This window comes from Pedobacter sp. CFBP9032 (genome assembly GCF_034045265.1).
GTDB lineage: Bacteria > Bacteroidota > Bacteroidia > Sphingobacteriales > Sphingobacteriaceae > Pedobacter.
In genome coordinates this window covers 308,042-333,638 of record NZ_JAXCWE010000005.1, presented here as the reverse complement: position 1 = coordinate 333,638, position 25,597 = coordinate 308,042, and the positions used below count along the sequence as shown (strand labels likewise).

The 25,597-nt window shown below is 38.9% G+C and carries 18 protein-coding genes; 7 read left to right on the top strand and 11 right to left on the bottom strand.

Going from position 1 to position 25,597, the window contains the following annotated elements:
* Positions 1 to 5 precede the first annotated feature (5 nt).
* From SOM16_RS12115 to SOM16_RS12095, 5 genes are all read left to right on the top strand, one after another.
* Complete coding sequence (locus SOM16_RS12115; RefSeq protein ID WP_320464261.1) at positions 6 to 2,126, top strand: bifunctional aldolase/short-chain dehydrogenase; 2,121 nt, start codon at positions 6 to 8, stop codon at positions 2,124 to 2,126.
* Positions 2,127 to 2,318: 192 nt separating this feature from the next.
* Positions 2,319 to 3,599 (top strand): sugar isomerase, encoded by a 1,281-nt coding sequence (locus SOM16_RS12110; protein WP_320464260.1) that lies wholly within the window; start codon positions 2,319 to 2,321, stop codon positions 3,597 to 3,599.
* A gap of 17 nt (positions 3,600 to 3,616) precedes the next feature.
* On the top strand, positions 3,617 to 4,996 hold the full coding sequence (locus SOM16_RS12105; protein ID WP_320464259.1) for an FGGY-family carbohydrate kinase: 1,380 nt from the start codon (positions 3,617 to 3,619) through the stop codon (positions 4,994 to 4,996).
* 60 nt (positions 4,997 to 5,056) lie between these two features.
* A complete protein-coding gene (locus SOM16_RS12100; protein WP_320464258.1) occupies positions 5,057 to 6,088 on the top strand; it encodes a GntR family transcriptional regulator in 1,032 nt (343 codons plus the stop codon).
* 89 nt (positions 6,089 to 6,177) lie between these two features.
* A complete protein-coding gene (locus SOM16_RS12095) occupies positions 6,178 to 9,558 on the top strand; it encodes a DEAD/DEAH box helicase (RefSeq protein ID WP_320464257.1) in 3,381 nt (1,126 codons plus the stop codon).
* Positions 9,559 to 9,812: 254 nt separating this feature from the next.
* Here SOM16_RS12095 and SOM16_RS12090 read toward each other — a convergent pair whose 3' ends face one another.
* The 3 genes from SOM16_RS12090 to SOM16_RS12080 all read right to left on the bottom strand — a co-directional run bounded on the left by SOM16_RS12090 (position 9,813) and on the right by SOM16_RS12080 (position 13,260).
* Positions 9,813 to 10,076 carry a hypothetical protein gene (locus SOM16_RS12090; RefSeq protein ID WP_320464256.1) on the bottom strand — a complete coding sequence of 88 codons (264 nt, stop codon included), beginning with the start codon at positions 10,074 to 10,076 and terminating at the stop codon, positions 9,813 to 9,815.
* A 1,755-nt stretch (positions 10,077 to 11,831) separates the two neighbouring features.
* Positions 11,832 to 12,641 carry an SDR family oxidoreductase gene (locus SOM16_RS12085; protein ID WP_320464255.1) on the bottom strand — a complete coding sequence of 270 codons (810 nt, stop codon included), beginning with the start codon at positions 12,639 to 12,641 and terminating at the stop codon, positions 11,832 to 11,834.
* A 37-nt stretch (positions 12,642 to 12,678) separates the two neighbouring features.
* Positions 12,679 to 13,260, bottom strand: a complete 582-nt coding sequence (locus SOM16_RS12080; RefSeq protein ID WP_320464254.1) for a thymidine kinase — start codon at positions 13,258 to 13,260, stop codon at positions 12,679 to 12,681.
* Between the two features lie 123 nt (positions 13,261 to 13,383).
* Between SOM16_RS12080 and SOM16_RS12075 the strand changes: the two genes are divergently transcribed.
* The gene (locus SOM16_RS12075) at positions 13,384 to 14,598 is read left to right on the top strand and encodes a hypothetical protein (RefSeq protein ID WP_320464253.1); all 1,215 of its coding nucleotides are present in this window, start codon (positions 13,384 to 13,386) and stop codon (positions 14,596 to 14,598) included.
* Between the two features lie 163 nt (positions 14,599 to 14,761).
* Here the strand turns inward: SOM16_RS12075 and rodA are convergent, their stop codons facing one another.
* The 7 genes from rodA to purH form a co-directional block, all read right to left on the bottom strand.
* Positions 14,762 to 16,024, bottom strand: coding sequence for a rod shape-determining protein RodA (gene rodA / locus SOM16_RS12070; protein WP_320464252.1), 1,263 nt, complete (start codon positions 16,022 to 16,024; stop codon positions 14,762 to 14,764).
* A 1-nt stretch (position 16,025) separates the two neighbouring features.
* On the bottom strand, positions 16,026 to 18,035 hold the full coding sequence (gene mrdA / locus SOM16_RS12065; protein WP_320464251.1) for a penicillin-binding protein 2: 2,010 nt from the start codon (positions 18,033 to 18,035) through the stop codon (positions 16,026 to 16,028).
* The gene (locus SOM16_RS12060; protein WP_320464250.1) at positions 18,035 to 18,550 is read right to left on the bottom strand and encodes a rod shape-determining protein MreD; all 516 of its coding nucleotides are present in this window, start codon (positions 18,548 to 18,550) and stop codon (positions 18,035 to 18,037) included. The genes mrdA and SOM16_RS12060 overlap by 1 nt, the downstream gene beginning before the upstream one ends.
* On the bottom strand, positions 18,543 to 19,382 hold the full coding sequence (gene mreC, locus SOM16_RS12055) for a rod shape-determining protein MreC (protein ID WP_320464249.1): 840 nt from the start codon (positions 19,380 to 19,382) through the stop codon (positions 18,543 to 18,545). The genes SOM16_RS12060 and mreC overlap by 8 nt, the downstream gene beginning before the upstream one ends.
* Before the next feature lie 59 nt (positions 19,383 to 19,441).
* Positions 19,442 to 19,813 (bottom strand): four helix bundle protein, encoded by a 372-nt coding sequence (locus SOM16_RS12050; RefSeq protein ID WP_320464345.1) that lies wholly within the window; start codon positions 19,811 to 19,813, stop codon positions 19,442 to 19,444.
* Between the two features lie 36 nt (positions 19,814 to 19,849).
* Positions 19,850 to 20,872 carry a rod shape-determining protein gene (locus SOM16_RS12045; protein ID WP_010601761.1) on the bottom strand — a complete coding sequence of 341 codons (1,023 nt, stop codon included), beginning with the start codon at positions 20,870 to 20,872 and terminating at the stop codon, positions 19,850 to 19,852.
* Between the two features lie 240 nt (positions 20,873 to 21,112).
* Complete coding sequence (gene purH, locus SOM16_RS12040) at positions 21,113 to 22,639, bottom strand: bifunctional phosphoribosylaminoimidazolecarboxamide formyltransferase/IMP cyclohydrolase (RefSeq protein ID WP_320464248.1); 1,527 nt, start codon at positions 22,637 to 22,639, stop codon at positions 21,113 to 21,115.
* A gap of 384 nt (positions 22,640 to 23,023) precedes the next feature.
* Between purH and SOM16_RS12035 the strand changes: the two genes are divergently transcribed.
* Entirely contained in the window at positions 23,024 to 23,248 is a 225-nt protein-coding gene (locus tag SOM16_RS12035) for a hypothetical protein (protein WP_320464247.1), read from the top strand.
* Between the two features lie 95 nt (positions 23,249 to 23,343).
* Here SOM16_RS12035 and SOM16_RS12030 read toward each other — a convergent pair whose 3' ends face one another.
* On the bottom strand, positions 23,344 to 25,395 hold the full coding sequence (locus tag SOM16_RS12030; protein WP_320464246.1) for a tetratricopeptide repeat-containing sensor histidine kinase: 2,052 nt from the start codon (positions 25,393 to 25,395) through the stop codon (positions 23,344 to 23,346).
* Positions 25,396 to 25,597: the final 202 nt, after the last annotated feature.

Genomic DNA, 25,597 nt, shown 5'->3' with positions numbered 1-25,597 from the left:
AATACATGTCTGTTAAAGAAACAAATTATAAGTACGTAAGCTACTTATGGGATGAAGAAGAAGCCGCAAAACTGGCTGGAGATGAAGTTGCATTGTTGATCTATCGCTCTAATTTATTGGGTGCAGATTTACGCCTGACCAATTATGGTGGTGGTAATACCTCATGCAAGTTAATGGAGAAAGATCCACTTACCGGTAACGAAACCGAAGTAATGTGGGTTAAAGGATCTGGTGGCGATTTAGGTACCTTAAAGAAAAGCGGTTTAGCTGCGCTTTATGTAGATCGCCTGCGCAGTTTGAAAAATATTTACCGCGGCGTAGAACACGAAGATGAAATGGTTGAATTATTTAACCACTGTATTTTCGATTTAAGCTCTAAAGCACCATCAATCGATACACCTTTGCATGGCTTCTTGCCCTTCGCGCATATCGATCACCTACATCCGGATGCAGCCATTGCGATCGCTGCGGCTAAAGATGGAAAAAAGATTACCGAAGAATTATTCGGTGGAACCATCGGTTGGGTAGAATGGAAAAAACCAGGTTTTGAACTGGGCTTGCAATTAAAGCAGTGTTTAGATGAAAATCCGGGCATTCGTGGCATCATGTTGGGTTCACATGGTTTGTTTACCTGGGGTGATACTGCTTACGAAAGTTATTTAAATACCTTAGACGTAATCGAAATCTGTTCAGATTACCTGGCGCAGAATTATGGTAAAAAAGGACCAGTATTCGGAGGACAAAAAATTGAAAGTGCAACAGATGTTAACCGCAAAAAACAAGCGGCTGCGTTAGCGCCTGTGCTGCGTGGTTTGTGTTCTTCTAAACAACACATGATCGGTCATTTTACTGATGATGTACGCGTATTGGAATTTACGAACTCCAACGATCTTTCGCGTTTGGCTCCAATGGGTACCAGCTGTCCGGATCACTTTTTGAGAACAAAGATTAGTCCTTTGGTTTTAGATTTAGCCATTGATGCTGATCTATCTGATGTAAAAGCAATCAAAGAACAATTATTGCCAGCTTTTGAGGCTTACAGGGCAATGTATACAGACTATTATGAAACCTGTAAACATCCAAACAGCCCGGCTATCCGTGATACCAATCCGGTAGTGATTTTATATCCGGGTGTAGGAATGTTTACATTCTCAAAAGATAAACAAACGGCGAGAGTGGCAGCTGAATTCTATATCAATGCCATTAACGTAATGAAAGGTGCTGAAGCCATTTCAGAATACACTTCTTTACCTCACCAGGAAGCATTTAATATTGAGTATTGGTTATTGGAAGAGGCAAAACTACAAAGAATGCCTAAACCAAAACCACTTACTGGTAAAATTGCCTTAATTACGGGTAGCGCAGGCGGGATTGGTAAAGCTATTGCGAAGAAATTTGTTGCTGAAGGCGGTGTGGTGATTTTAAATGATATGAACGCAGAGCGTTTGGAAGAAGCTGGAGCTGAGTTTGCAAAACTCTATGGTAAAGATTCTTACAGCACGGTAACTTTAAATGTAACCAGTCAGGAAGATATTGACGGTGCTTTTGATGCTGCGGCATTGGCTTTCGGCGGAATTGATATTGTGGTTAATAACGCAGGTTTATCAATCTCGAAAACCATTGGTGATCACACGGAGAAAGATTGGGATTTATTGTATGATGTATTGGTGAAAGGACAATTCTTCATCACGCAGGCTGCAACAAAAGCGATGCAAAAGCAAGATGTTGGCGGAGATATCATTAATATTGTGAGCAAGAATGCCTTGGTAAGCGGACCAAATAATGCGGGTTATGGTAGTGCAAAAGCTGCACAGCTCCACTTAAGCAGGTTAAATGCTGCAGAATTGGGCGCAGATAACATTCGTGTAAACGTTGTTAACCCTGATGCGGTAATTAGTGATAGTAACATTTGGGCTGGCGGATGGGCCGAAGGCAGAGCAAAAGCATATGGTGTAACGGTTGCGGAATTACCTGCTTATTATGCCAAACGTACTTTGTTAAACCAAATTATTTTACCTGATGATATTGCAAATGCTTGTTTCGCTTTTGTTGGCGGATTATTGCAGAAATCTACAGGTAATGTGTTAAATGTTGATGGCGGTGTGGCTATGGCGTTTGTAAGATAGTACCAACATCTGGCATTTCTCTTTAGCGAAAGGCTGATCAGAAATGCCTTTAAAGATAAGTTAGTTTTAGTAAGTCGTTTTCATGGTCTGTGGTTTCCACAGACCAAAAATGACTGTTAAAATAGATATCCATTCACTGGATAAATAATGGCGGTTTTCGCCGAAGATTAACCAAATAAAGCAAATATTGCAATGAATATTGAGCAGAACCAAATAGAAAAACATAACGACTCCCTTTCTACATCACACCAGCGCAAGCTGGATTTTTTAAAGGAAGACTGGTCGCATGTTAACCTTGAAAGCGTTATCCAGAAATTAGTAGATTTTCAAATTGCCATTCCGAGTTGGGCTTTAGGTACCGGCGGAACCCGTTTCGGCCGCTTTGCCATTACTGGTGGTGAGCCAAGAACAATAGAAGAAAAAATTGAAGATGTGGGTTTGTTACATGCGCTTAATGGTGCAAGTGGTGCAATTTCACTCCATATTCCATGGGATATTCCTCAAAATGCAGAAAGCTTAAAAAGTCTGGCTTCCAGCTATGGCTTAAAGTTCGATGCCATGAATTCAAATACTTTTCAGGATCAGGCAGGTTCTGCACATAGCTACAAATTTGGATCACTTCAAAATGTAAACAAAGCTATTCGGAAGCAGGCTATCGAACATAACATTGAAGTAATTAAACACGGCATCGCCTTAGGTTCTGATGCGTTGACAGTTTGGTTGGCAGATGGATCTTGTTTTCCAGGACAGTTAAACTTCCGTAAAGCGTTTGAAAATACCCTGGAAAGTTTACAGGAAATTTATGCCGCATTACCGGAAGACTGGAAAATGTTTGTAGAATATAAAGCCTTCGAGCCTAATTTCTATTCTACAACCGTGGGCGATTGGGGGCAATCATTATTGTACGCCAGCAAACTGGGTAAAAAAGCCTATACACTGGTAGATCTGGGTCACCACTTGCCGAATGCAAACATTGAGCAGATTGTCGCTTTACTCTTGATGGAAGGAAAGTTAGGTGGTTTCCACTTCAATGATTCAAAATATGGTGATGATGATTTAACTGCAGGAAGTATCAAACCTTATCAATTGTTCTTAATTTTTAATGAATTGGTTGAAGGTATGGATGCAAAAGGCATGAACCACGCTAAAGATTTAGGTTGGATGATTGATGCTTCCCATAACGTTAAAGATCCATTAGAAGATTTATTACAATCGGTAGAAGCGATTATGATTGCTTATGCACAAGCTTTGTTGGTAGATAGAAATGCGTTAAACGCGGCTCAGGATAATAATGATGTAGCTAAGGCACAAGAAATTCTACAAAATACATTCCGTAGTGATTTGAGGCCTTTAGTAGCAGAAGCGAGATTAAGAGCAGGTGCAGCACTATCTCCAATTGGCTTATACCGTGAGTTGGCCGTAAGAAGTAATTTAGTTGATCACCGTGGAAATACTGTAGCTACAGGTTTATAATCGAAGATAAAGTAAAGATGCCTAAACCTGTTATAGCCATATTTGATGTTGGAAAAACAAACAAAAAACTATTTTTAATCGACGAGAATTATAGCATTGTTTACGAAAGATCTGCCCGTTTTGTAGAAACTGTAGATGAAGATGGTGAACCATGTGAAAACCTGGAAAGCTTAAAGTCATCCGTTTACGATTCGCTGAACCAGGTTTTTCAAATGAAAGAGTTTGACATCAGGGCCATAAACTTTTCTACTTATGGTGCAAGTTTCGTATATCTGGATGAAAACGGCGAACCTTTAACACCGCTCTATAATTATTTAAAGGAATATCCGGAAGCATTAAAAACAGCTTTTTACAATAAGTATGGGGGAGAGGAAAAAATTTCCCTGGAAACGGCTTCGCCGGTTTTGGGGAGTTTAAATTCTGGAATGCAACTCTACCGCTTAAAAAATGAAAGACCCGAACTATTTGATCGGGTGAGATATGCCTTGCATTTACCACAATATTTAAGCTATTTGCTAACAGGCAAGGCTGTTGCAGATATTACAAGTATTGGTTGCCATACGCAGCTTTGGGATTTCAACAAAGATGCCTACCACCAATGGGTTTTAGAAGAAAAAATTAGTGATAAATTCGGTGAATTTACACCTGCCGATGCTACCTTGAAAACGACTATCGAAGGAAAAGAAGTGAGTGTTGGTGTTGGATTGCACGATAGTTCTGCGGCGTTGATTCCTTACCTGGCAAACTTTAATACACCATTTGTATTAATCTCTACTGGAACCTGGTGTATTAGCTTAAATCCTTTCAATCAAGAGCCATTAACGGCCGATGAATTGAAGAAAGATTGCCTTTGTTACATGCACTTTAAAGGGAAAGCTGTAAAAGCATCCCGGATTTTTGCAGGTAATGAACATGAAATTCAACTCAAACGGATTGCAGCACATTTTGACCGTGCAGCTTACCTGTTTAAACACCTGAAATTTAATCCAGGCCTGGTTTTGAAGCTGGTAAATAAAATACCTGAAAATCAAAATGCGCAAACTGAATTTTCATTGGTTTCTGCATTTCCGGCCAGGGATTTAAATACTTTTCAAACCGCAGAGGAGGCCTACCACCAGTTACTGCTGGATTTGGTTAAGCAACAGGTTTACTCGCTTAAATTAATTTTAAATCCGGGTGTAACCAGGATATTTGTAGATGGTGGTTTTGGCAAAAATGCGATCTATATGCATTTGCTGGCCAGCGCCGTACCAGATATCGAGGTCTATGCCTCATCGGTATCTCAGGCTACTGCAATTGGAACCGCACTCGCTATTAATAATGTGTGGAACGACAATCCAGCACCAAGCGATATGATTAACTTGAAGTACTATTCCGCAATTCAGCGAACGATATGACAAAAAGATCTGCTCTGGTAGCAGATTTTTTTTTATATTCGAAACCCAAGCCAAAGTCATTTGAAACCAGAAGATATCCTCGATTACATTCAAATTGATGAGTATTCATCAACCCCAAAATATAAGCAGTTAACCAATGCTATTTTGAATGGAATTGATATGGGTAAGTTAAAAAAAGGGAGCCTGCTTCCTTCTATTAATGAGCTCAGTTTCAGCTTGGAAATGTCTCGGGATACCGCCGAGAAAGGTTACAGAAATCTTCGTAAGCTTGGTGTGGTAGACTCCGTGCCAGGAAAGGGATATTTTATCATTAATACAGATTTTTCCAGGAAGTTAAAAGTTTGCCTGCTTTTTAATAAGCTCAGCACGCACAAAAAAATCATTTACGACTCTTTCACCAAAGCCATTGGAGAGCGGGCAGCAATTGATTTTTATATCTACAATAATGATTACGTTTTCTTTAAGAAGATGGTGATGAGCAAAAAGGATGACTACACGCATTTTGTAATTATCCCGCATTTTTTAGAGGGTGGAGAGAATGCCCACGAAGTGATCAACACCATTCCTAAAGAGAAGTTGATTATTTTGGATAAACTGTTGTCTGGCGTAACTGGCGACTATGCTGCAGCTTATGAAAATTTTGCACAGGATATCTACGCGGCTTTAGAACAGGCATTAGATCGACTTTCCACTTATACCACGCTCAAAATTATTTTTCCAAAGGGCAGTTACTTTCCTCAGGAAATTCTTACTGGATTTTACAGATTCTGCCAACAGTATGCCTTCGCACACAAAGTGATTCATAACATCAAAGACGAAGAAATCAACAAAGGCGAAGTGTATATTAATTTAATGGAAGATGATTTGGTGACGCTGATTGAAAGGCTGATAGTGCTGAAGCTTAAGATTGGGAAAGATGTAGGCGTGATTTCTTATAACGAAACACCATTAAAAAAAATAATTCTGGATGGCATTACCACCATCTCTACAGATTTTACCAGTTTAGGTACACAAGCAGCAGAGTTTGTGCTAAATGGAAAAACGGAAAAGGTTGCTGTTCCGTTTTACTTAAATCTCCGGAAGTCGCTCTAGACAATCTGCTTAATTGAACATGGAGAGAAATAATCTTTCATTTTTGGTTGCAATATAAATGCTATTTTTACCTTAATAAATTGAGTTAAATGAGGGAAGAGCAAGCAGATCAGTTAAATACTTCAAATCCATACGATTATGTATTGCATGATTTCAACCTCAAAGATTTAAACGGCATATTTATCCTCAAACACCTGAGTCAGGAGGTGCATACTGATGCAAGGGGCTTCTTTAATCTCCATCCGGAACAGATCGAAATTGACTTTGCCGCATTTAGTCATCCTGAATCTGATGCGGTATTTCCTATCGTTCAGGTGCAGCAAAATAAAACATCTGTAAAGCTATCTTGTCGGTGTAATTCGCTTAAAACACGACTTTGTATGCACCAGGCACAAGTTTTATATAACATTTTGCATCGTGAAGATCTTGCTATTTTTTTTGATGAGCGATTACGCAGGCAAAAATTATACCTACTGGCGCTAGATTATGGACTGGAAAAGGAGCGCGATCTGGATGCGGTTTTTGTCATTAGTCACAACGATGGAGCCTTACAAATAAAACCCAAAATTGCTGCTTTACAGCCTTTCAATAAGGAAGCGAAAGAACAATTAGCGGCGTTGCTTTTACCGAAAGAAAAAGCAAAAAATCTGCTGAAACCTGTTCACAATTTGGGTAAAACCATTCTCGTGTTTGGTCAGCATCGTTACTACGGCAACCTGTCTATAGAATTATATGAGGGGGAAAAAACAAAGGCAGGGAAGATCAAAAATCCTCTACAAAAGATAAACTTATCTAGCTTTTTGTTTAAAACAGATGATAGTGATGAATTGAAATTTTTCAGTGGCATTTCCACTTTCCAGGCTAATTATAACAATGATCAAACGGGAGAAGAAATTGAGGCGCTGAAAGCCATTGTAAAGAATCCAAAAAAGATTCCTTTCTATCTTCAGGATCCGAAGCAAGCTAATGTTCAGGCCACCACGATCATGCGTGTAAACGTTCACTTTCTTGATCTTGATTTAAGATTATCAGTAAATCAGCTGAATGATTTTTATGAAATTACCGGTCGTTTAACCATTGAAGGGAAATCTTACGAACTGGATCAGTTGGTTTTGGTTCATCAATACTTTATCCGCCTGAAGGATCAATTATACCTGATTACCAGACCTGATTTCCTGCGGGTGATCAGCTTTTTTAAAAAGCAGAGTAATCGCTTAATTCTGCACAAAACGAAGTATCCCGAGTTTCAGAAACTGATCCTAATCCAATTGGAAGGGAGCATTAAGGTAGATTACACTTATCTGAAAGCGGCTACGCCAGATCAACTGGAAGAAAAAGGTTTCGATCTCGAAAACGAGCAATTAATTTATCTTTCAGAATCTGAAGATTTTATTTTACTTACCCCGGTGATGCGTTATGGAAACCTGGAGATTCCGGTGCTTTCGAAAAGGCAGATTCAGGCCCAGGATAAGTTAGGGAATGTATTTACTTTGCACCGTGATGAAGCTGCGGAACTGCAATTTATTTCTAATGTTCTCCGGCAACATCCTCACTTTTACGATCAGGAAACTAATGATTCGTTCTATTTACACCGGAAACGTTTTTTAGAGGAAGGATGGTTCCTGGATGTTTTTGAAGTTTGGCGAAATAAAGGCATTCATCTTTTAGGCTTCAATCAACTTAAAAATAATAAGCTCAATGAACATAAGGCACAAATCAATATTGAGGTACTAAGTGGTACGGATTGGTTCGAAACCAAAGTGAAGGTTAAATTTGGTAAACAGCAGGTGGCATTGAAGCATTTGCATAAGTCGATTAGAAACAAGAATAAATTCGTTACGCTGGATGACGGCTCACAGGGTATTTTGCCACACGAATGGATTCAGAAATTCACCGACTATTTTAATGCAGGAGAGGTAACGGACGAGGCAATTTTAACACCGAAGATTAGGTTTGCTACCTTAAATGATTTGTATGAGGATGCGCTTTTTGATGGCGAGGTGAAAAATGAACTCAAGCTTTACCAGCAAAAGTTCGAAGGAACAGATGTTATCCAGGAGGTGGCGGTTCCAAGTGCATTAAATGCTTCATTAAGGCCTTACCAGAAAGAAGGGCTTAACTGGCTGAATTTTCTGGATGACTTTAATTTCGGTGCTTGTTTAGCCGATGATATGGGGCTGGGAAAAACCATCCAGATTCTCGCCTTTATCTTATTGCAAAGAGAGAAGGTAAGCCACAATACCAATCTGGTAGTGGTTCCGGCATCGCTCATTTTCAACTGGAAAGCCGAGGTAGAAAAGTTTGCACCTTCCATTACCGTCAAAACTATTTATGGCAATGAGCGGATCAAAACAACAGAAGATTTTGATCAGTTCGAAATGGTGATTACTTCTTACGGTACCTTGCTTTCAGATATCCGTTTCTTAAAAGATTATCGCTTTAATTATATATTTCTGGATGAATCGCAAAATATCAAAAATCCGGAATCTCAACGCTATAAGGCGGTCAGGCTTTTAAAATCCAGGAACAAAGTAGTGATGACTGGTACACCTATAGAAAATAACACTTTTGATTTGTATGGTCAGCTATCTTTCGCTTGTCCGGGTTTATTTGGTAGCAAGCAGCAATTCGCTGATTTATATTCTACACCAATTGTTCAGTTTAAGGATAAGAAGCGTGCAGCAGAATTACAAAAGAAGATCAGGCCATTTTTGATGCGACGTACCAAAGAACAAGTGGCAAAGGAGCTTCCTGATAAAACGGAAATTGTTTTGTATTGCGAAATGGGTGCGGGACAACGAGAAGTTTACGAGGCGAATAAAAAGGAAATTCAGGATTATATCCTTGGAAAAACTGAAGATGAATTGCCTAAAAGTGCCATGCATGTTTTGAAGAGCATCACCATGCTGCGACAAATTTGCAATTCAGCAGCATTACTGGCCGATGGAAAATCTTATTTGCAGGCCTCTTCCAAAATTGATGTCTTAATTGAGCAGATTGAAAACAAATCAAGAAAACATAAAATACTGGTATTTTCTCAGTTCGTAACCATGCTTGATCTGATCAAAAAGGAATTAGAAAAGAGAAGCATAAAATATGAATACTTAACTGGACAAACCAGAAAGCGGGAAGAAACAGTGAAATCCTTTCAGGACAATGCGGATATCCCGGTGTTTTTAATCAGTTTGAAAGCTGGTGGAACTGGATTAAATTTAACGGAAGCGGATTATGTATATCTGGTTGATCCCTGGTGGAATCCAGCAGTGGAGAACCAAGCCATTGATCGGGCTTACCGGATTGGGCAGCATAAGAATGTGATGGCCGTGCGGTTGATTTGCCCAGATACTATTGAGGAAAAGATAATGAAACTCCAGGCCTCAAAAAAGGATTTGGTTAATAATTTGATTCAAACTGATGGCGGGTTTTTTAAGGGGTTGAGCAAGAAGGAGTTGTTGGGTTTGTTAGGGTGATTTAATATTGACAATCGTCTATCGGCTGTTGTCATCACTTGCCGGAAACTTTTCCCGCTGCGCTGGCTTGCCTCGGCTGGCCGCCGAAGGGCTATTTTCTTTTCCTTGATGAAAAGAAACAAAAATCAAGGCTTGGATCTGATGTCGGATAAACTCGTTAAAGCTTTATTTCGGCAGCACAAGCACCCGATGAAGGATCGGGAGAGGACGCGCTGCCTTGGGTTGTGGTAGGTTGAAAGATTGTGGTTGAAGCTTTAACGTTTTCTCCTTCCATCATTTCCTAGGCCGGATTGCAGGGTGGCAATAACTTGAGGAGAATTAGGATGCGGAATTAGATTTATAACAAGAATAGCGATCGCTATCACTACCAACAAGGCCAAACCACTGTTTCTTCGTTCTGCTTTTAGACCGGCATGGTCAACACCTGCCGAGAACTTTTTCCCACTGCGTTGGCTTGCCTCGGCTGGCCGCCGAAGGGCTTCTACCTTTTTCTTGATAAAAAGGTAGCCAAAAATCAAGGCTTGGACCTGATGTCGGATAAACTCGTTAAAGCTTTATTTCGGCAGCACAAGCACCCGATGAAGGATCGGGAGAGGACGCGCTGCCTTGGGTTGTATTGGGTTGTGTTGGGTTGAAAGATTGTGGTTGAAGCTTTAACGTTTTCTCCTTCCATCATTTCCTATGCCGGATAGCAGGGTGGCAATAGCATGATGAGAAAGTATGATGGAGACTTAGATTTATAAGTGGTTGAAGCTTTAACGTTTTCTCCTTCCATCATTTCCTAGGCCGGGTAGCATGGTGGTAATAGCATAACAAGAATGGCGATCGCTATCACTACCCAACAAGGCCGAACCACCGTTTCTTCGTTCTGCTCTTAGACCGGCATGGTCAATTTTTTGGGATGGCAATGACTAAGCCCAGCTACTGACTTGGATAAAAAAATTGCGAGCCGGCAGTTTTGTTTCTTTTGCTGTCAAAAGAAAAAAGGCCCGTCCGGCCAGGACACGATAAGATCCTTTAAACCCAAAGCGTAAAAGATATTTTTTTGTAGCATTCCTCTATCGGCTGGTGTCATCACCTGCCGAGAACTTTTTCCCACTGCGTTAGCTTGTCTCGGCTGGCCGCCGAAGGGCTTTTACTTTTTTGCTTGATCAAAAAAGTAACAAAAAAATCAAGGCTTGGACCTGATGTTGGATAAATTCGTTAAAGCTTGAGGGCGGCAGCACAAGCACCCGATGAAGGATCGGGAGAGGACGCGCTGCCTTGGGTTGTGCTAGGTTGAGAGATTGTGGTTGAAGCTTTAACGTTTTCTCCTTCCATCATTTCCTAGGCCGGATAGCAGGGTGGCAATAGCATGATGAGAAAGTATGATGGAGACTTAGATTTATAAGTGGTTGAAGCTTTAATGTTTTCTCCTTCCGTCATTTCCTAGGCCGGGTAGCAGCATGGCAATAGCATAGCAAGAATGGCGATCGCTATCACTACAGAACAAGGCCAAACCACCGTTTCTTCGTTCTGCTCTTAGACCGACATGGTCAATTTTTTGGGATGGCACTGACCTAGCCCAGCTACTGACTTGGATAAAAAAATTGCGAGCCGGCAGTTTTGTTTATTTTGCTGCCAGAAGAAAAAAGGCCCGTCCGGCCAGGACAAAATAGAATCTTTTTAACCCGAAGCATAAAAGACATTTTTTTGTAGCATTCCTCTATCGGCTGGTGTCATTACCTGCCGAAACTTTTTCCCACTTCGCTGCCTTGCCTCGGCTAGCCGCCGAAGGGCTTTTACTTTTTTGCTTGATCAAAAAAGTAACAAAAAAATCAAGGCTTGGAACTGATGTCGGATAAATTCGTTAAAGCTTTGAGGGCGGCAGCACAAGCACCCGATGAAGGATCGGGAGAGGACGCGCTGCCTTGGGTTGTGGAGTATGAAAGATTGTGGGGAAGCTTTAACGTTTTCTCCTTCCATCATTTCCTAGGCCGGATAGCAGGGTGGCAATAGCATGATGAGAAAGTATGATGGAGACTTAGATTTATAAGTGGTTGAAGCTTTAACGTTTTCTCCTTCCGTCATTTCCTAGGCCGGGTAGCAGGGTGGCAATAGCATAGCAAGAATGGCGATCGCTATCACTACCCAACAGGGCCAAACCACTGTTTCTTCGTTCTGCTCTTAGACCGGCAAGGTCAACACCTGCCGAAAACTTTTTCCTGCTGCGCTGTCTTGCCTCGGCTGGCCGTTCACTTTTAAAGGGCAATTATAATCTCAAGTACCCAAGTCTAAGCTATTTCCTCTTGAAACTCATACTGCAAATATTCAGGAACATTTATACTTTCAATCACCTTCCAAGCTTTTTTCTCCGCAACGAATTCAGGAATTGCTAAGCCAGCTTTTTTCGCGGCTGCGGTATAGAAATCTTTTCTCGTTGGATGCAAAGGCGAACAGGCATTGTAAACTCTGCCGAAAGCCTGCTTCTCCGTAATACTGATTGCAATATTTACCGCATCAGTTTGGTGAATTAAATTTACTGGTGCTAAACCATTTGGAATATCAGTTTTCCCCGCGAAGAACCTGCCTGGGTTACGGTCTGGACCAATTAATCCTCCAAAGCGGATGATCGTAAAATCATCCGGATGCTGGCCTTTTAACATATGCTCAGCCTCTACAATCACTTTACCAGATTCAGTGTCTGGGTTTGTTTGGGTCAATTCGTTTACCGCTTTATTTTCATCGCCATAAACGCTGGTAGAACTGATTAGTATAATGTTAGCAATCCGATCTTTTGCAGCATCTAAGATCAAAGCGATCTTTTGCGCATAATCATAAACTTCAACTGAATTTCGTTTTGGTGGAATGCAGATAAATAATACGTCTGCATCAAAGAATTCAAGATCAGCTATGACCTGATCTGATGTAAAATTCACCAAAAAAGGTTGAATTTTTTCTTCGGCGAGTATAGCAAGTTTTTCTGGTGTAGTGGTTGATCCATTAACCTCATAACCCAACGAAATTAACTTTTTTGCAAATGCAAATCCAAACCAACCGCAGCCCAAAATAGCTATTTTATGTATTTTCTTTAATGTAGACATTACTTATTTAATTGAAGATGACTGATCAGATTAACAATTATCCTTTTTCTAGATTATAACAAGCGCGGCAACGCGGCTCATAGCTCTCTTTTTCGCCTAATAAAACGGTAGATTCATTTGCCACTGTTCTATAACTAAAAAGGGCTGGATTGCCACAGCAAACGCAAACCGCATTCACTTTGGTAACGTGTTCTGCAATCGCCATTAGTGCCGGCATCGGACCAAACGGTTTTCCGGAGAAATCCATATCCAGGCCGGCAACAATCACCCTGATTCCTCTTAGTGCCAGTTTATTACACACATCAGGAAGTTCGTTATCAAAAAATTGTGCTTCGTCAATGCCCACAACCTGCGTATTGGTGCCTAGTAATAAAATTGCAGAAGCATTATCAACCGGGGTAGAATTGATCGAGTTTAAATCATGCGAAACTACAGCCGTTTCGTGATAACGGGTATCCGTTCTAGGCTTAAAAATCTCGACATTTAACTTAGCGATTTGGGCTCTTTTTAAACGTCGGATTAACTCTTCCGTTTTGCCGGAAAACATCGAGCCACAAACAACCTCAATACTACCTGAAAATTCACCTCTTCTCCTAAAATTTTGTTCGCTAAATAACATGCCCGATTTTTTATGCCCCTATGTACGCTCTATTAATTTAAAACCGAACAAATATGAGAATTATGTGTTATTTTTGGGTACATAGTTACCAACATAAATCAGCACAAAATCCGTTTTAAGTTTATGATGAATCAGCAAAGTATCTTTAAGAAAGTCGGCAGTATTTTAACAGAATTAAATGAGCAATATGAATTTCTGGCTCAAAACCCACAACAGTTAAATCATTTAGAGCTAGAATTGTTTTTAGCCAATGCAGATTTTCTTGCTGATCATGTACGGATTGTACAGAAACTGAATGCCATAAATGAACAGCCAGTGCCGGTAGCAAACCAGCCTTTACTGGAAGAACAAAATACCATTATTTTACCTGAAGCTCCTCAGAGTTATATCGAAAATGATCAGGCTTTTGCGCCACAAGAGCTTGAAGAAGTGGTTACTGCAGAGGAGCAAGAAGAACGTATAGATGTAAAGCCAGAACAGGAAATTCTGGACGATGAGCAGATCAAAGAGGAGACGGCTAAAGAGGTTTTAGCTCATGATTTCTTTAAGCCAGATCAGGATAGCCACAGTTTCGAATTTGTGTTAGGGAATCATAGTAAGGATGATCAATTCGACTACGAAGCAAAAGCTGTTGAAGAAATATTTGACAGACCATTGAGTAAGGTCGAAGAAGAGATTCTGGCTCAGAAAAAGAAAATTCATGAAAAAGAGGAATTGCCAATAACCATTCAGGATGAACGCACACTTAAGGAGGAAGATGAAATTGGACCTGAACCATTTTTAATTCCACATGAGGAAGAAGAAGTAGTTAATGGACCTGAATCTATTGCTCAAGCGCCTGTAGTTGAAGAAACAAAAACTCCCGAATCTGTTGCTGAGGAACCAATAGTCTCCAGATCAGAACCCATTCCGGCTTTAAAAGATGTGGAAATGGATGAGCCTATTATATCTCCGCCAGTAGCTGATAGGCCAATCTTTACTCCTGAAGCTGTTCCGGTTAAGCCTGTTGAACAACCTATAGCTGCGACTAATCCAGCACGAAGTTTAAACGATTTGTTGGCTAAAACAAATGCACAAGGCGATGAGCCCGTGAAAGCACCAATTGCTGATTTAAAACAGGCGATAAACCTGAATGAGAAATTGTTGTTTATTAAGGATTTATTTAAAGGATACAACTTGGCTTATTCTGAAGCAATCGATATCGTTAACAAGATGAATAGTTTTGAAGCAGCTAATAATTTTCTTCAAAGCAATTATTCACTGAAATACGATTGGGCGAGCAAACAAGCTACGGTAGATCAGTTTTATGAATTGTTAAACAGGCGGTTTAGTAGGTAAGTTGTAGGTTGTAAGTTATAGGTTGTAGGTCTGGTGCGTTATTAATACGAACAAAGAGTAAGGATCAAGGAGTAAAAACCTAATCCTTGATCTTTATTCTTTGCTCTTTTTTCCTTACTCTTAGTTCATTGCTCTTTGTTCCTTTATCTTTCCTCCATGTTTCTTAAAAGAATCCCATTCTGTTTGAATCCAGTTTTAGGAAAATAAATAGTAGGATCGTAAAGCTCCAGAGTGATGAGCCACCATAACTAATCAGTGGAAGTGGAATCCCAATTACGGGGATAATTCCAATCGTCATGCCGATATTGATAAATACGTGGAAAAACAGGATACAGGCTACACTATAGCCGTATACCCTGGAAAATGTAGAGCGCTGTCTTTCCGCCAGGTTGATTAATCTCAGTAACAGGAAAATATACAGCGCAATTACCACAGAACAACCCAAGAAACCCCATTCTTCACCTATAGTAGAGAAAATAAAATCGGTACTTTGTTCCGGAACATAGCCGTATTTGGTTTGCGTTCCTTGTAAAAATCCACGTCCCATAGCCTGACCAGAGCCAATGGCAATTTGCGATTGAATAACGTTATAACCTGCGCCTTTGTTATCGGTTTTTAAACCCAACATTAATTCAATCCTGCTTCGCTGGTGTGGCGCTAAGACCTTTTCGTAGGCTACTTTTATCAAAAATAAATAACCAATAGCCAATACGGTTACCAAAACTGTGGAGAAGATAATTTTCTGCTTCCTTCTATTGTTATAGATAAAAAGCCCTGCAACTGTAGTGATGAGTAAGATTAGGATGTAGGTGGGTACAAGGAAATCAGCGATAAATAATACAATCATTCCCAGAAATATCAGGAGAAAATAACCAGATAATCCTTCCCGGTATAAAGGAAACATAAAGGCTAAAAACACCAGGGCGGAGCCTGTATCTGGTTGCAGCATAATTAATACTAAAGGCGCTCCTACAATCAGGGCTGCAATTCCAATCGACTTAAAATCCCTAAACTTGGGGTTAAAGCTCCCTACATATCTGGCCAAGAGTAGGGCCGTACCGAATTTAGCAAACTCTGCAGGTTGCAATTTAAAGGAGCCAATGGCTATCCAGGCCTGGTTGCCGGCAACCTTATTCCCAATTACTAAAACAGCCAAAAGCAAAACCAGCGTGCCGCCATAAATAAAAGGAGAGAAGACATTAAATATCCGGCCATCGAAAAGGAGGATGGCAAGCCCGAGCACTAATCCGGTAAGCACGTATATCAGTTGCTTTCCATAAAGTGTATTGAAACTGAATACATCCGATTTTTCAGGTGGAACCGATGCGAAAATATTGATAAAACCAACTGCACACAAGGCAATATAGATTAATACAGTAATCCAATCCACATTAAAAAAGAAGCGGTTGCTCTGTTGTTGCTGCATGCTAATTGTTGGTTACTGGTTTATCAGTGACTACTGGTTTTAAAGTTTTTGGCTTCGTGGCAATCGTTTGTGTTACCGTTGCGGCTTTTATTCTGATACTATCCTTTACTCTTTTAACAGAATCTGTTTTTTTAATCAATAAGCTATCCGTCTTGGTTAATTTTACAGCCTTTGTTTTTTCTTTTAAAACTGGTAAAAGGTTCTGATTTTTCATCCACTCAGCCTGTGCCGCTCTGGAGCCTGTAACCTCACCTTTCAAATATTTTTCAATCATGTAACTGGCAATTGGCGCGGCATAAGTGCTTCCAAAACCAGCATTTTCTACAATTACAGCAATGGCAATTTTTGGATTATCCCTTGGGGCAAAGCCAATAAAAACGGAGTGATTTTTACCATGCGGATTTTGTACTGTTCCTGTTTTTCCGCAGAGTAATACATCAGGTATTCTTGATAAGATGGCCGTACCCCAACTGCTGTTTACTGCATCCTGCATGCCGTCAATAACGGGTTCAAAATGTTTGGCATCAACACCAACGTATTTTTTTTCTACGTATTCTTTCCTAACCAGGTTTTTATCGCCCATTCCTTTAATTAAGTGCGGCTTAATATAGTAACCACGGTTGGCGATAATGGCCATGGCATTAGCCATTTGTAGTGGGGTAGCGGTAATTTCACCCTGCCCAATAGCTTGCGAGATTACGTTGGTATATCCCCATCTTTTTCCATATGCTTTATCATAGTGTTCGGCACTATAGAAAAACCCTTTTCTTTCATAGGGCATATCGATATCGAGTTTTTCACCGAAGCCAAACTTTGCCACTTTATCCCGCCACTCCTGGTAGGTTTTTCTTTGGTTTTTCATGCCATTTTTAGTAATCAGCTTCTGAAAAACATAACAAAAATAAGTATTGCACGAACGGGCAATTCCCCTGCGCAGACTAATCGGGCCATCAAAGTGTTCGCAACCAATTTTCCGGTTTCCGGCCTGGTAATAATGAGGGCAAAAGAAAGTAGTATTGGGATCAATCACACCTTCCTGTAGTCCAATCAATGCATCAACAGGTTTGAAGGATGATCCTGGCGGATAATAACCCATTATCGGCCGTACTAAAGATGGACGATAGGGATTACCCACGATAAATTCCATGTAGTTATTTCCCTGATTTCTACCTACCAAAAGATTAGGGTCATAACCAGGGCTACTGATAAAAGATAATATTTCGCCAGAAGCAGGCTCTATGGCTACAATGGCACCTACTTTATTTTTCATCAGCTCTTCTCCAAGCTTCTGAATCCTCATGTCGATTCCGGAAATTAAGCGCTCGCCAGATACTGCGTTTATATCATACTTTCCATCGGCATAACTTCCCTGTGGTGTATTATGTGCATCATAAACGGTATTGATAATGCCTTTTTCACCTCTTAGCATATCTTCATAAGATTTTTCCAGACCGCTTTTACCTTTATAATCGCCAGGCTTATAGTAACCTTCAGAATTGGCGATATCAGCACTGTCTACTTCCTTTACGTAACCAAATAATTGTCCGCCTACGCTATCTGGATAATGCCTGATGGTTCTGTCTTGCGTTCTAAATCCGGGGAAACGGTAAAGTGTTTCTTGCAGGCGTGCATAACTTTGAACAGAAATTTGTTTTAAGAAAGGGGTAGACTGATAAGTAGATTTTCCTCTTGCTTTTTTTAAATTCTTGCGTACATCTGCTACAGAAATTTCCAGTGCCTGTGCCAGCGCTAAAGTATCGAAGGTCTTTACCTCGCTGGGTGTAACCATTAAATCGTATACAGGCTCATTCTGAACGATCACTTTCATGTTTCGATCTAGAATGGCGCCACGTGCAGGGTATTTATAAATTTTACGTAAAACGTTACTCTCTGCAGAAAGGAAGTATTTATCGCTCACAATCTGGATGTAGAATAATTTTCCCAGTAAAACGAGTGCGATTACGATGAATAATCCTTGAATGATATATTTTCTGTTAAATAATTGATCCATTAGCGGGAAGTTCTTTTATAGAAGATAAACTCTACTAAAAAAATAATAAGCAGTGTAAAGATACAACTTAAGCCGCATCTCATTAAGGTATAACCGATTTCAGTTAGCCTAAATGTTTCTAAAAAGAACAGCACCAAATGATGGGCAATAACACAAAGAAAAGCATAAAGTGAAAACCACTGGAAACCCATATAACTTAACGATGGTTCCGGGTCATCAATTGCATCACGGTTTAAACTTATCGAAATAAATGATACTCTTACAAAGGCCAGTACAACACATGCGGTAGCATGTACACCCATGGTATCATAAAATGCGTCGAGCGTTAAGCCCGTTCCGAATGCCAGTAAATAAAGCAAAATATTGGGTATTCCGAAGGGCAGGAGCAATAAAAAGAGGACGTAAATAAATGGAGTGGAAAGATCGTAAAAACCCATGTTTTTGAGCAGGAAAATCTGAACAAAAAGTAGTATGAACCACCTGATTATATTTACGATTATGATTCTGCTATTCATTAGGTTTAACTAAACTTTCTAAAGCCTTTTGTTCATCCGCCTTTTTATCTTTTATTACGTAAACATATTGCAACGTACTAAAATCGGTAACTAAATTTACTTCACCAGATAAGAAATTATCATTGGTGGCCACATTTGGTTTGATAATTTTCCCTACAAAAATACCGGCAGGGAAAGAGCCGAAACCTGAAGTCACGACCGAATCGCCAACGTACATTTTAATGTGATTGGGCACCTCCTTGATAAAAACTTTTTTGATATCGAAATTGCCATCACCCCAAACTAAAGAGCCTAGAGCATGGTTTTTCTTCAGCGTTACGCTGATTCGGGTATCTTTGTGAAGCAGCGACTGGATAGTGGCAAGGTGTTCGGAAACATCACGGATAAAGCCGACCACACCACGTTGGGGTGCAATTACAGCCATTCCGCTTTTAATTCCATCAACACTCCCTTTATTAATCGTCATGATGTTGTTGCGTAATGTGATTGAGTTTTTAACCACTTTGGCAGCGAGATAAGTATATTGCTGATCTGTTAAGGTATCTACAATTTTTACATCTTTAGCGGTATCTACTGTGGTTATGGCCAAAAGCTGTCCTTTAAGTTTTGCATTTTCGGCTGCTAAACTATCATTCACCATTCCGAGATTTAAATATCTTTTAAAAATATTTAACCTTTCATATGCATTGCCCACCACTTCATTAGAAGAATTCAGGGTTACGCTTCTTTGATAGGAATTGTTTTTTACGGTGAGGTAAATCCCGATTAGGAAAAAGATAATAAATAAGAAAAATGCGTTGTATCTACTGACGAATATCCAAAGGTTACGCATGCTTATTTACGGATTTAGATTTACGATTTAAGATTGCCTGCATAGTTTCCAACCCAGATTTAAGATGTTTTACGATTTTGTTCGTTTTTTCTGATAGTAATAATGGAAGAAACTATAATTGAAAGTAATTCATTTCCTTCTTTCCAGTTTTTAAGCATCTCTACTTTCAAATCAGGGTTAAATTCTTCCAACAACTCAAGAAAAAACATCGATTCATCTAATTCTTCTTCTACAATTTTTAGTTTATTCAAAAAGTCAGCTGTAGATTTGGCTCTACATGCTGCCCTGTAGTTTGCACCTACAGAGCTTGAGCATCGAACCAGTTGATTTGAATAATTTTTATTTAAAATATTGTAAGGTAAAGAATTGATTAACTTTCCTATTGAGATAGAATACGCCTTGGTTCTAATTTTTAACGTCTCGCTATTCATCAATCGTCAATCTAAAATCTACATTCGTAAATGTGCTTATTGCATTAAGAATTTATAGCCACCAATGTTTTTCAAGGCGATACCTGTCCCACGAACTACGGCACGAAGTGGATCTTCGGCAACGTGTACTGGTAATTTCGTTTTTGCAGCCACACGTTTATCCAAGCCTCTTAATAACGCTCCACCACCAGTTAAATAAATACCAGTCTGGTAAATATCTGCAGAAAGCTCCGGAGGGGTAATCTCTAATGCTTTAAGAATTGCTTCTTCAATTTTAGAGATCGATTTATCTAAGCAGTGCGCTATCTCTGTATAAGAAACGGTGATTTGTTTTGGCACACCAGTCATTAAATCACGACCCTGAACGGCGAAATCTGCAGGTGCATCCTGTAATTCAGGTAAAGCAGCACCTACTTCAATTTTGATTTTCTCTGCAGTACGGTCACCAATCATAATGTTGTGCTGGCGACGGATATAGTTTACAATATCAGAGTCGAAGTTATCTCCCGCAACGCGGATAGATTGATCGCAAACAATACCAGACAGGGCGATAACGGCAATTTCTGTAGTACCACCGCCTATATCGATAATCATGTTACCCATTGGTTCTTCTACGTCGATCCCAATACCTACAGCTGCCGCCATTGGCTCATGAATTAAGTAAACTTCTTTTGCTCCGGCAATTTCAGCAGAGTCACGCACGGCACGTTTTTCTACTTCCGTAATACCCGATGGAATACAGATTACCATTCGTAAAGATGGAAACATCCAGCCTTTACCACCATTTAACATCCGGATCATTCCTTTTATCATCGCTTCAGCAGCGTTGAAATCGGCAATTACACCATCTTTTAGCGGACGAACGGTTTTAATATTATCGTGGGTTTTACCCTCCATTTGCATCGCCTGTCGGCCAATAGCAATAACTTTGTTTGTCGTACGATCGAAAGCGACAATAGATGGTTCATCCACTACCACTTTATCGTTATGTATAATCAGGGTATTCGCAGTACCTAAATCGATGGCTACTTCCTGCGTAAACCAATTGAATAATCCCATGTATGAGTTATATTTTCTTTAATTGTTAAATCTATACTATTCCTAATGTAAAAATAGGTTTTTTATTGTTTAGTCAATTAGATTGTTGGTTTTTTAGTTGCTTGGTTTTTTAGTTCGCTGAATTTATAGGTGGTTTAATTTTGCATGTCCAACCTAATTAACTTTTTTGTCTTTTAGGGCTTTTGTTTTTAAATCTCAACCGCCTAAACAACTAACCATCTAAACAACTAACCAACTAAACTAATGTTTAAAGTGTCTAACACCTGTAGTTACCATTGCAATTCCTTTTTCGTTTGCTTTTGCTACGGAGTCTGCGTCTTTAATTGATCCACCTGGTTGTAACACAGCAGTAATTCCAGCTTCGGCAGCAATTTCAACACAATCCGGGAAAGGGAAGAAGGCATCCGATGCCATTGCACAACCAGCTACACTGAATCCGAATGAAGCTGCTTTGTCGATCGCTTGTCTTAAAGCATCCACTCGTGAGGTTTGACCAACACCGCTTGCAATTAGTACATCGTTCTTTACTAAAACAATGGTATTGGATTTAGTATGTTTCACAATTTTATTAGCGAAATATAAGTCTTTTAATTCTTGTTCGGTTGGCGCCTTTTCGGTAACAGTAGTCATTTGCGCCGGGCCCTCGATAATTAAATCTTTATCCTGCTCAATTACACCGTTTAGTAAGGTTTTGAATTGTTTTTTGCTCAATTCAACTTCGTTGCGTTGTAAAATTACGCGGTTTTTCTTTTTGCTGAATAATTCTACCGCTTCTGGCTGGTAAGCAGGTGCAATCAGCACTTCGAAAAATAAGTTGTTAATTTCTTCAGCAGTGGCTAAATCTACCTCCACATTGGTAATTAAAACACCGCCAAAAGCAGAAACCGGATCGCAAGCCAATGCATCAAGCCAGGCTTGTTTTACCGTTGGGCGGGAAGCAATGCCACAAGCATTGGTGTGTTTTAAGATGGCAAATGTTGGATCTTCAAATTCATCGATTAAGGCCACAGCCGCATCAACATCTACCAGGTTATTATAGGAAAGTTCTTTCCCGTTAAGTTTAGTAAACATGGCATCTAAATCGCCGTAAAACACGGCACCCTGGTGTGGGTTTTCACCGTAACGAAGTGTTTTTGCTTGTGTAACGCTTTGTTTAAAAACATCAAGAGGCTCTTCTTCATTAAAATAGTTGAAGATGGCGGTATCATAATGAGATGAAGTATGGAAAGCAGTTTTAGCATAAGATTTACGTTGTGCTAAAGTGGTTTCACCATTTTGTTCTTCCAGTTGCGTTTGTAAAGTTGGGTAATCGTTTTTTGAGGCGATAATCACCACGTCGTTAAAGTTTTTGGCTGCTGCACGAATTAAAGAAATGCCACCGATATCAATTTTCTCGATGATTTCTTCTGGTGTTCCACCTGCTTTTACGGTTTCTTCGAAGGGATATAAATCAACAATAACGAGGTCTATTTCCGGAATCTCGTATTCAGCAATTTGTTCCTGATCGCCGGTTAACGCCCTGCGATTTAAAATTCCACCGAATACTTTTGGGTGTAATGTTTTTACGCGACCACCTAAAATTGATGGGTAGCCAGTTAGATCTTCAACAGCTGTAACTGGTAAATTTAAATCTTTAATAAATTGTTCTGTTCCACCGGTAGAGAATAATTGAACCCCCTGGGCGGCTAACAATTTTACCAATGGCGCTAAACCATCTTTATAATATACTGAAATTAAAGCGTTTTTAATCTTAATTGACTGACTCATTTACTGTGAATTTTGAGCCGCAAAGGTAGTGAAATACGATGATTTTTTTGCTACGTTTCTTTGTAAAAAATCATCTAAATCCTGATTACATGGAACCGCCTATTCTATTGCTCTAAATTTTTATAAATTCCATAAAGTTAAACCCCAATAGCTCAAAAGAAAACTGGGAAAATGCATATTGATGTTGTAGATGATCATCCTTTAATTTAAAGTTTTCTTGAAAAGCTTTGGCTTAAATTTACGCCGTTAAAATAGTTTCACTTTATCCTAATGGGAAGATTTTTCAAAAACTTTACCAAATGAAAACGCTTATGTTTAATATTGGATTTGTTTTTGCCCAATGTAGTGGCTTGGCGGTTTTGGAAAAAACGAAGCATCAAATCAATGGCTGAACTAAAAATATCCGTGTTTACTTCTAGCATCGATAAAAATCTTTTCGATAAAAGTTTTGATTTAGATGCAAACGCCTTTTTATCTAAAGGTATTTCGGCGGAAGCGCTTGAGCATGTAAATGCAAATATCGCTCACGGTCAAACTCAATTCTACCTTTTGATGAAATTGAAAAGCCGATTTTATCGTCGATGCAACTTAAAATTTTACAACAAATAATGCTGAATTAAGCCGCAAAAGATACTGCCTTAAGTTTTAATATGGATTTTGAAGCCATTCAATTTTATAGTAAACAATTGCAGGGCTTCAATTAGTTAGGCCTTTAATCTTAATGTCTTGCTGTCTGCTAAAGGAATTAATGCCGTCAAATTGGTTCCGTTCTTGTTGCTTTTGATGAGGATTTTGCCACCTAAATTTTCAACTCTGGAGATGTAGTTTTTTAAGCCAATACCATCACTATTATTTAATTCTCCAAATCCTTTTCCGTTATCGCTAACATTAACTATGCAATTTTTAAGGTCGAATTTAATGTTGATAAATGCTTTGCTTGCTTCAGAGTGCTTGATGATGTTGGATAAACATTCTTTTATAAAATAATAGATATTCTCCGAAAGTTTGGGTGATAACATTGTTTCAATTAACGATTCATCATAATCAGTTATCAACTCAATCAAATTCAAATCTTTAAAGCGATTTTTGATTTTTGCCAAATAAGTATTGATATCATAGATAAAATCTTTCTCTTCAACAGGGCTTTTACTTAATAGATGACTAAAGTTTCTAGTTTCGGTATAAATACTGTCAATTTCTTCTTCAATTATATTTAGGGTGCTGAGCTCTCTATCCGATGTTGATTTTTTTCTTTTATCGTTAACAAGGTATTTTAAAGCAATTAAGCTGCCGCTCAAATTATCATGCAGGTTTTTGCCAATCGTTATCCTTTCTGATAATGCAGCTTCAATACATTCGGCCTTAATTTTAATATCTTGTTGCATAATCTGTTCATTCATTAACAATATTTTTTGTGCATAAAGTGTTTCTTTACTTTTTTCCTGAATTTTATTCACCCTAAAGCGGTAAAAAAAGAATATTAAAATTAAAATGATTAAACCTAAACCACCAAATATGATAAACTCGTTTTGGCGTTTTTTAAACTTGGCTTCTTGTTTCAGGCCTTCGATGGTATTTTCCTTTTCCGCCCATAAAAATTTTTCATTCGCGAATAGAACAACGCCACGATATTTGATCAAATTTACTTTCTTTTCATAGTCAATATAATTCATAAGCCAAAAATTTGCATTTTTATAATCTCCTAAACGTTCGTATGTTTTGTAAAGCTCTTGAAGAATAAGTGTGCTGTAGAAATACAATTCTGGTTTTTTTTGCGAGGCTATTAAAAGTGATAAACCTTTTCTATTTTTATTTAACTTAATTAGCGCCAATCCTTTAATGGCAGTTTTTCTTAACTTATTAACATTTGCATCTTTTGCGTTAAAGTTCACCGCTAATGCTTCATTTGCATATGCTAAAGTACGTTTGTAATTCTTTTGAGCATAACAGATGTAAGCTTGCGTCTCCAAATATTCAGAAAGTAATTTGCCATTTAATTTTGAGCGATCAACACTTGTCAAAAAAGATATCGCCTCTTTTAGTTCTGCAGGGTTTCCGCTTTCGAAATATTTAATCAGATATGAAGTAGCAATGGTTATTTTAATATAATGTTGATCAAATTTTAAATAATGCTCGGATGTTTTGATCGAAAAATCATCTGCTTTCTTCAAATTAGAAATTGAACTATCAGGTAAGTTAAGCTTTCGATAAATATTAGCAAGTACTTTGTAAGCATTCGGGACTACTCTTTTATCTTTCAATCGGTTTTTTAATTTTAAAGCTGAATTAACAGCATTTATTGCCTTCTCGTAGTTGAAATTTTGTTCTTGTAAAAAAAGTGAAGCCGAAACGATTAGGGAATTAAATATTTCTTTTTCATAACCAGATGGATTATTTCCAATTAAGCTAAAAACCTGGTTCAAACTTTCATGAACAACAGCAGGCTGTTTAACCTGGTTAAAATCATAGATAGCTAAAGAATAAAAGCCCAGAATTTTCTCTCTCTTTTTATTGGTTTTACCAAGCTTTTCTTTTAAACCAATAGCAGCAAGCCTAAAAGCCTCATCATATTTAGCATCAAAAAAGGCACTTTTATTCAATAAATCCGAAGCCTCTTTAATACTTAGTGCATTCCTGTTTTTTGGTTTCAGCGAATCTGGAAGCGCTTTATAGAGCGAATTACTAAGCTGTGCTTGTGCTTGGTTAAAAAAACAGCATAGCAATACAATGGCTATTCTAAACGGTTTACAAAGCATGAAGAAAAGGCGTTATAACAGTGAGATTGATACACGAAATTACCAATAATGAGGCATTATAAACACCCCAAATTTGGGGTATCGTTTTCACTTTTTTGGGAGGCTAAGTGCTTTTCATTTTAAAACACATTTGTACTATCGTATTCTCAATCAACCAAGTGGATCAAAATCGCTTTCCCCATCTATCCGAGAATGCAGTCAC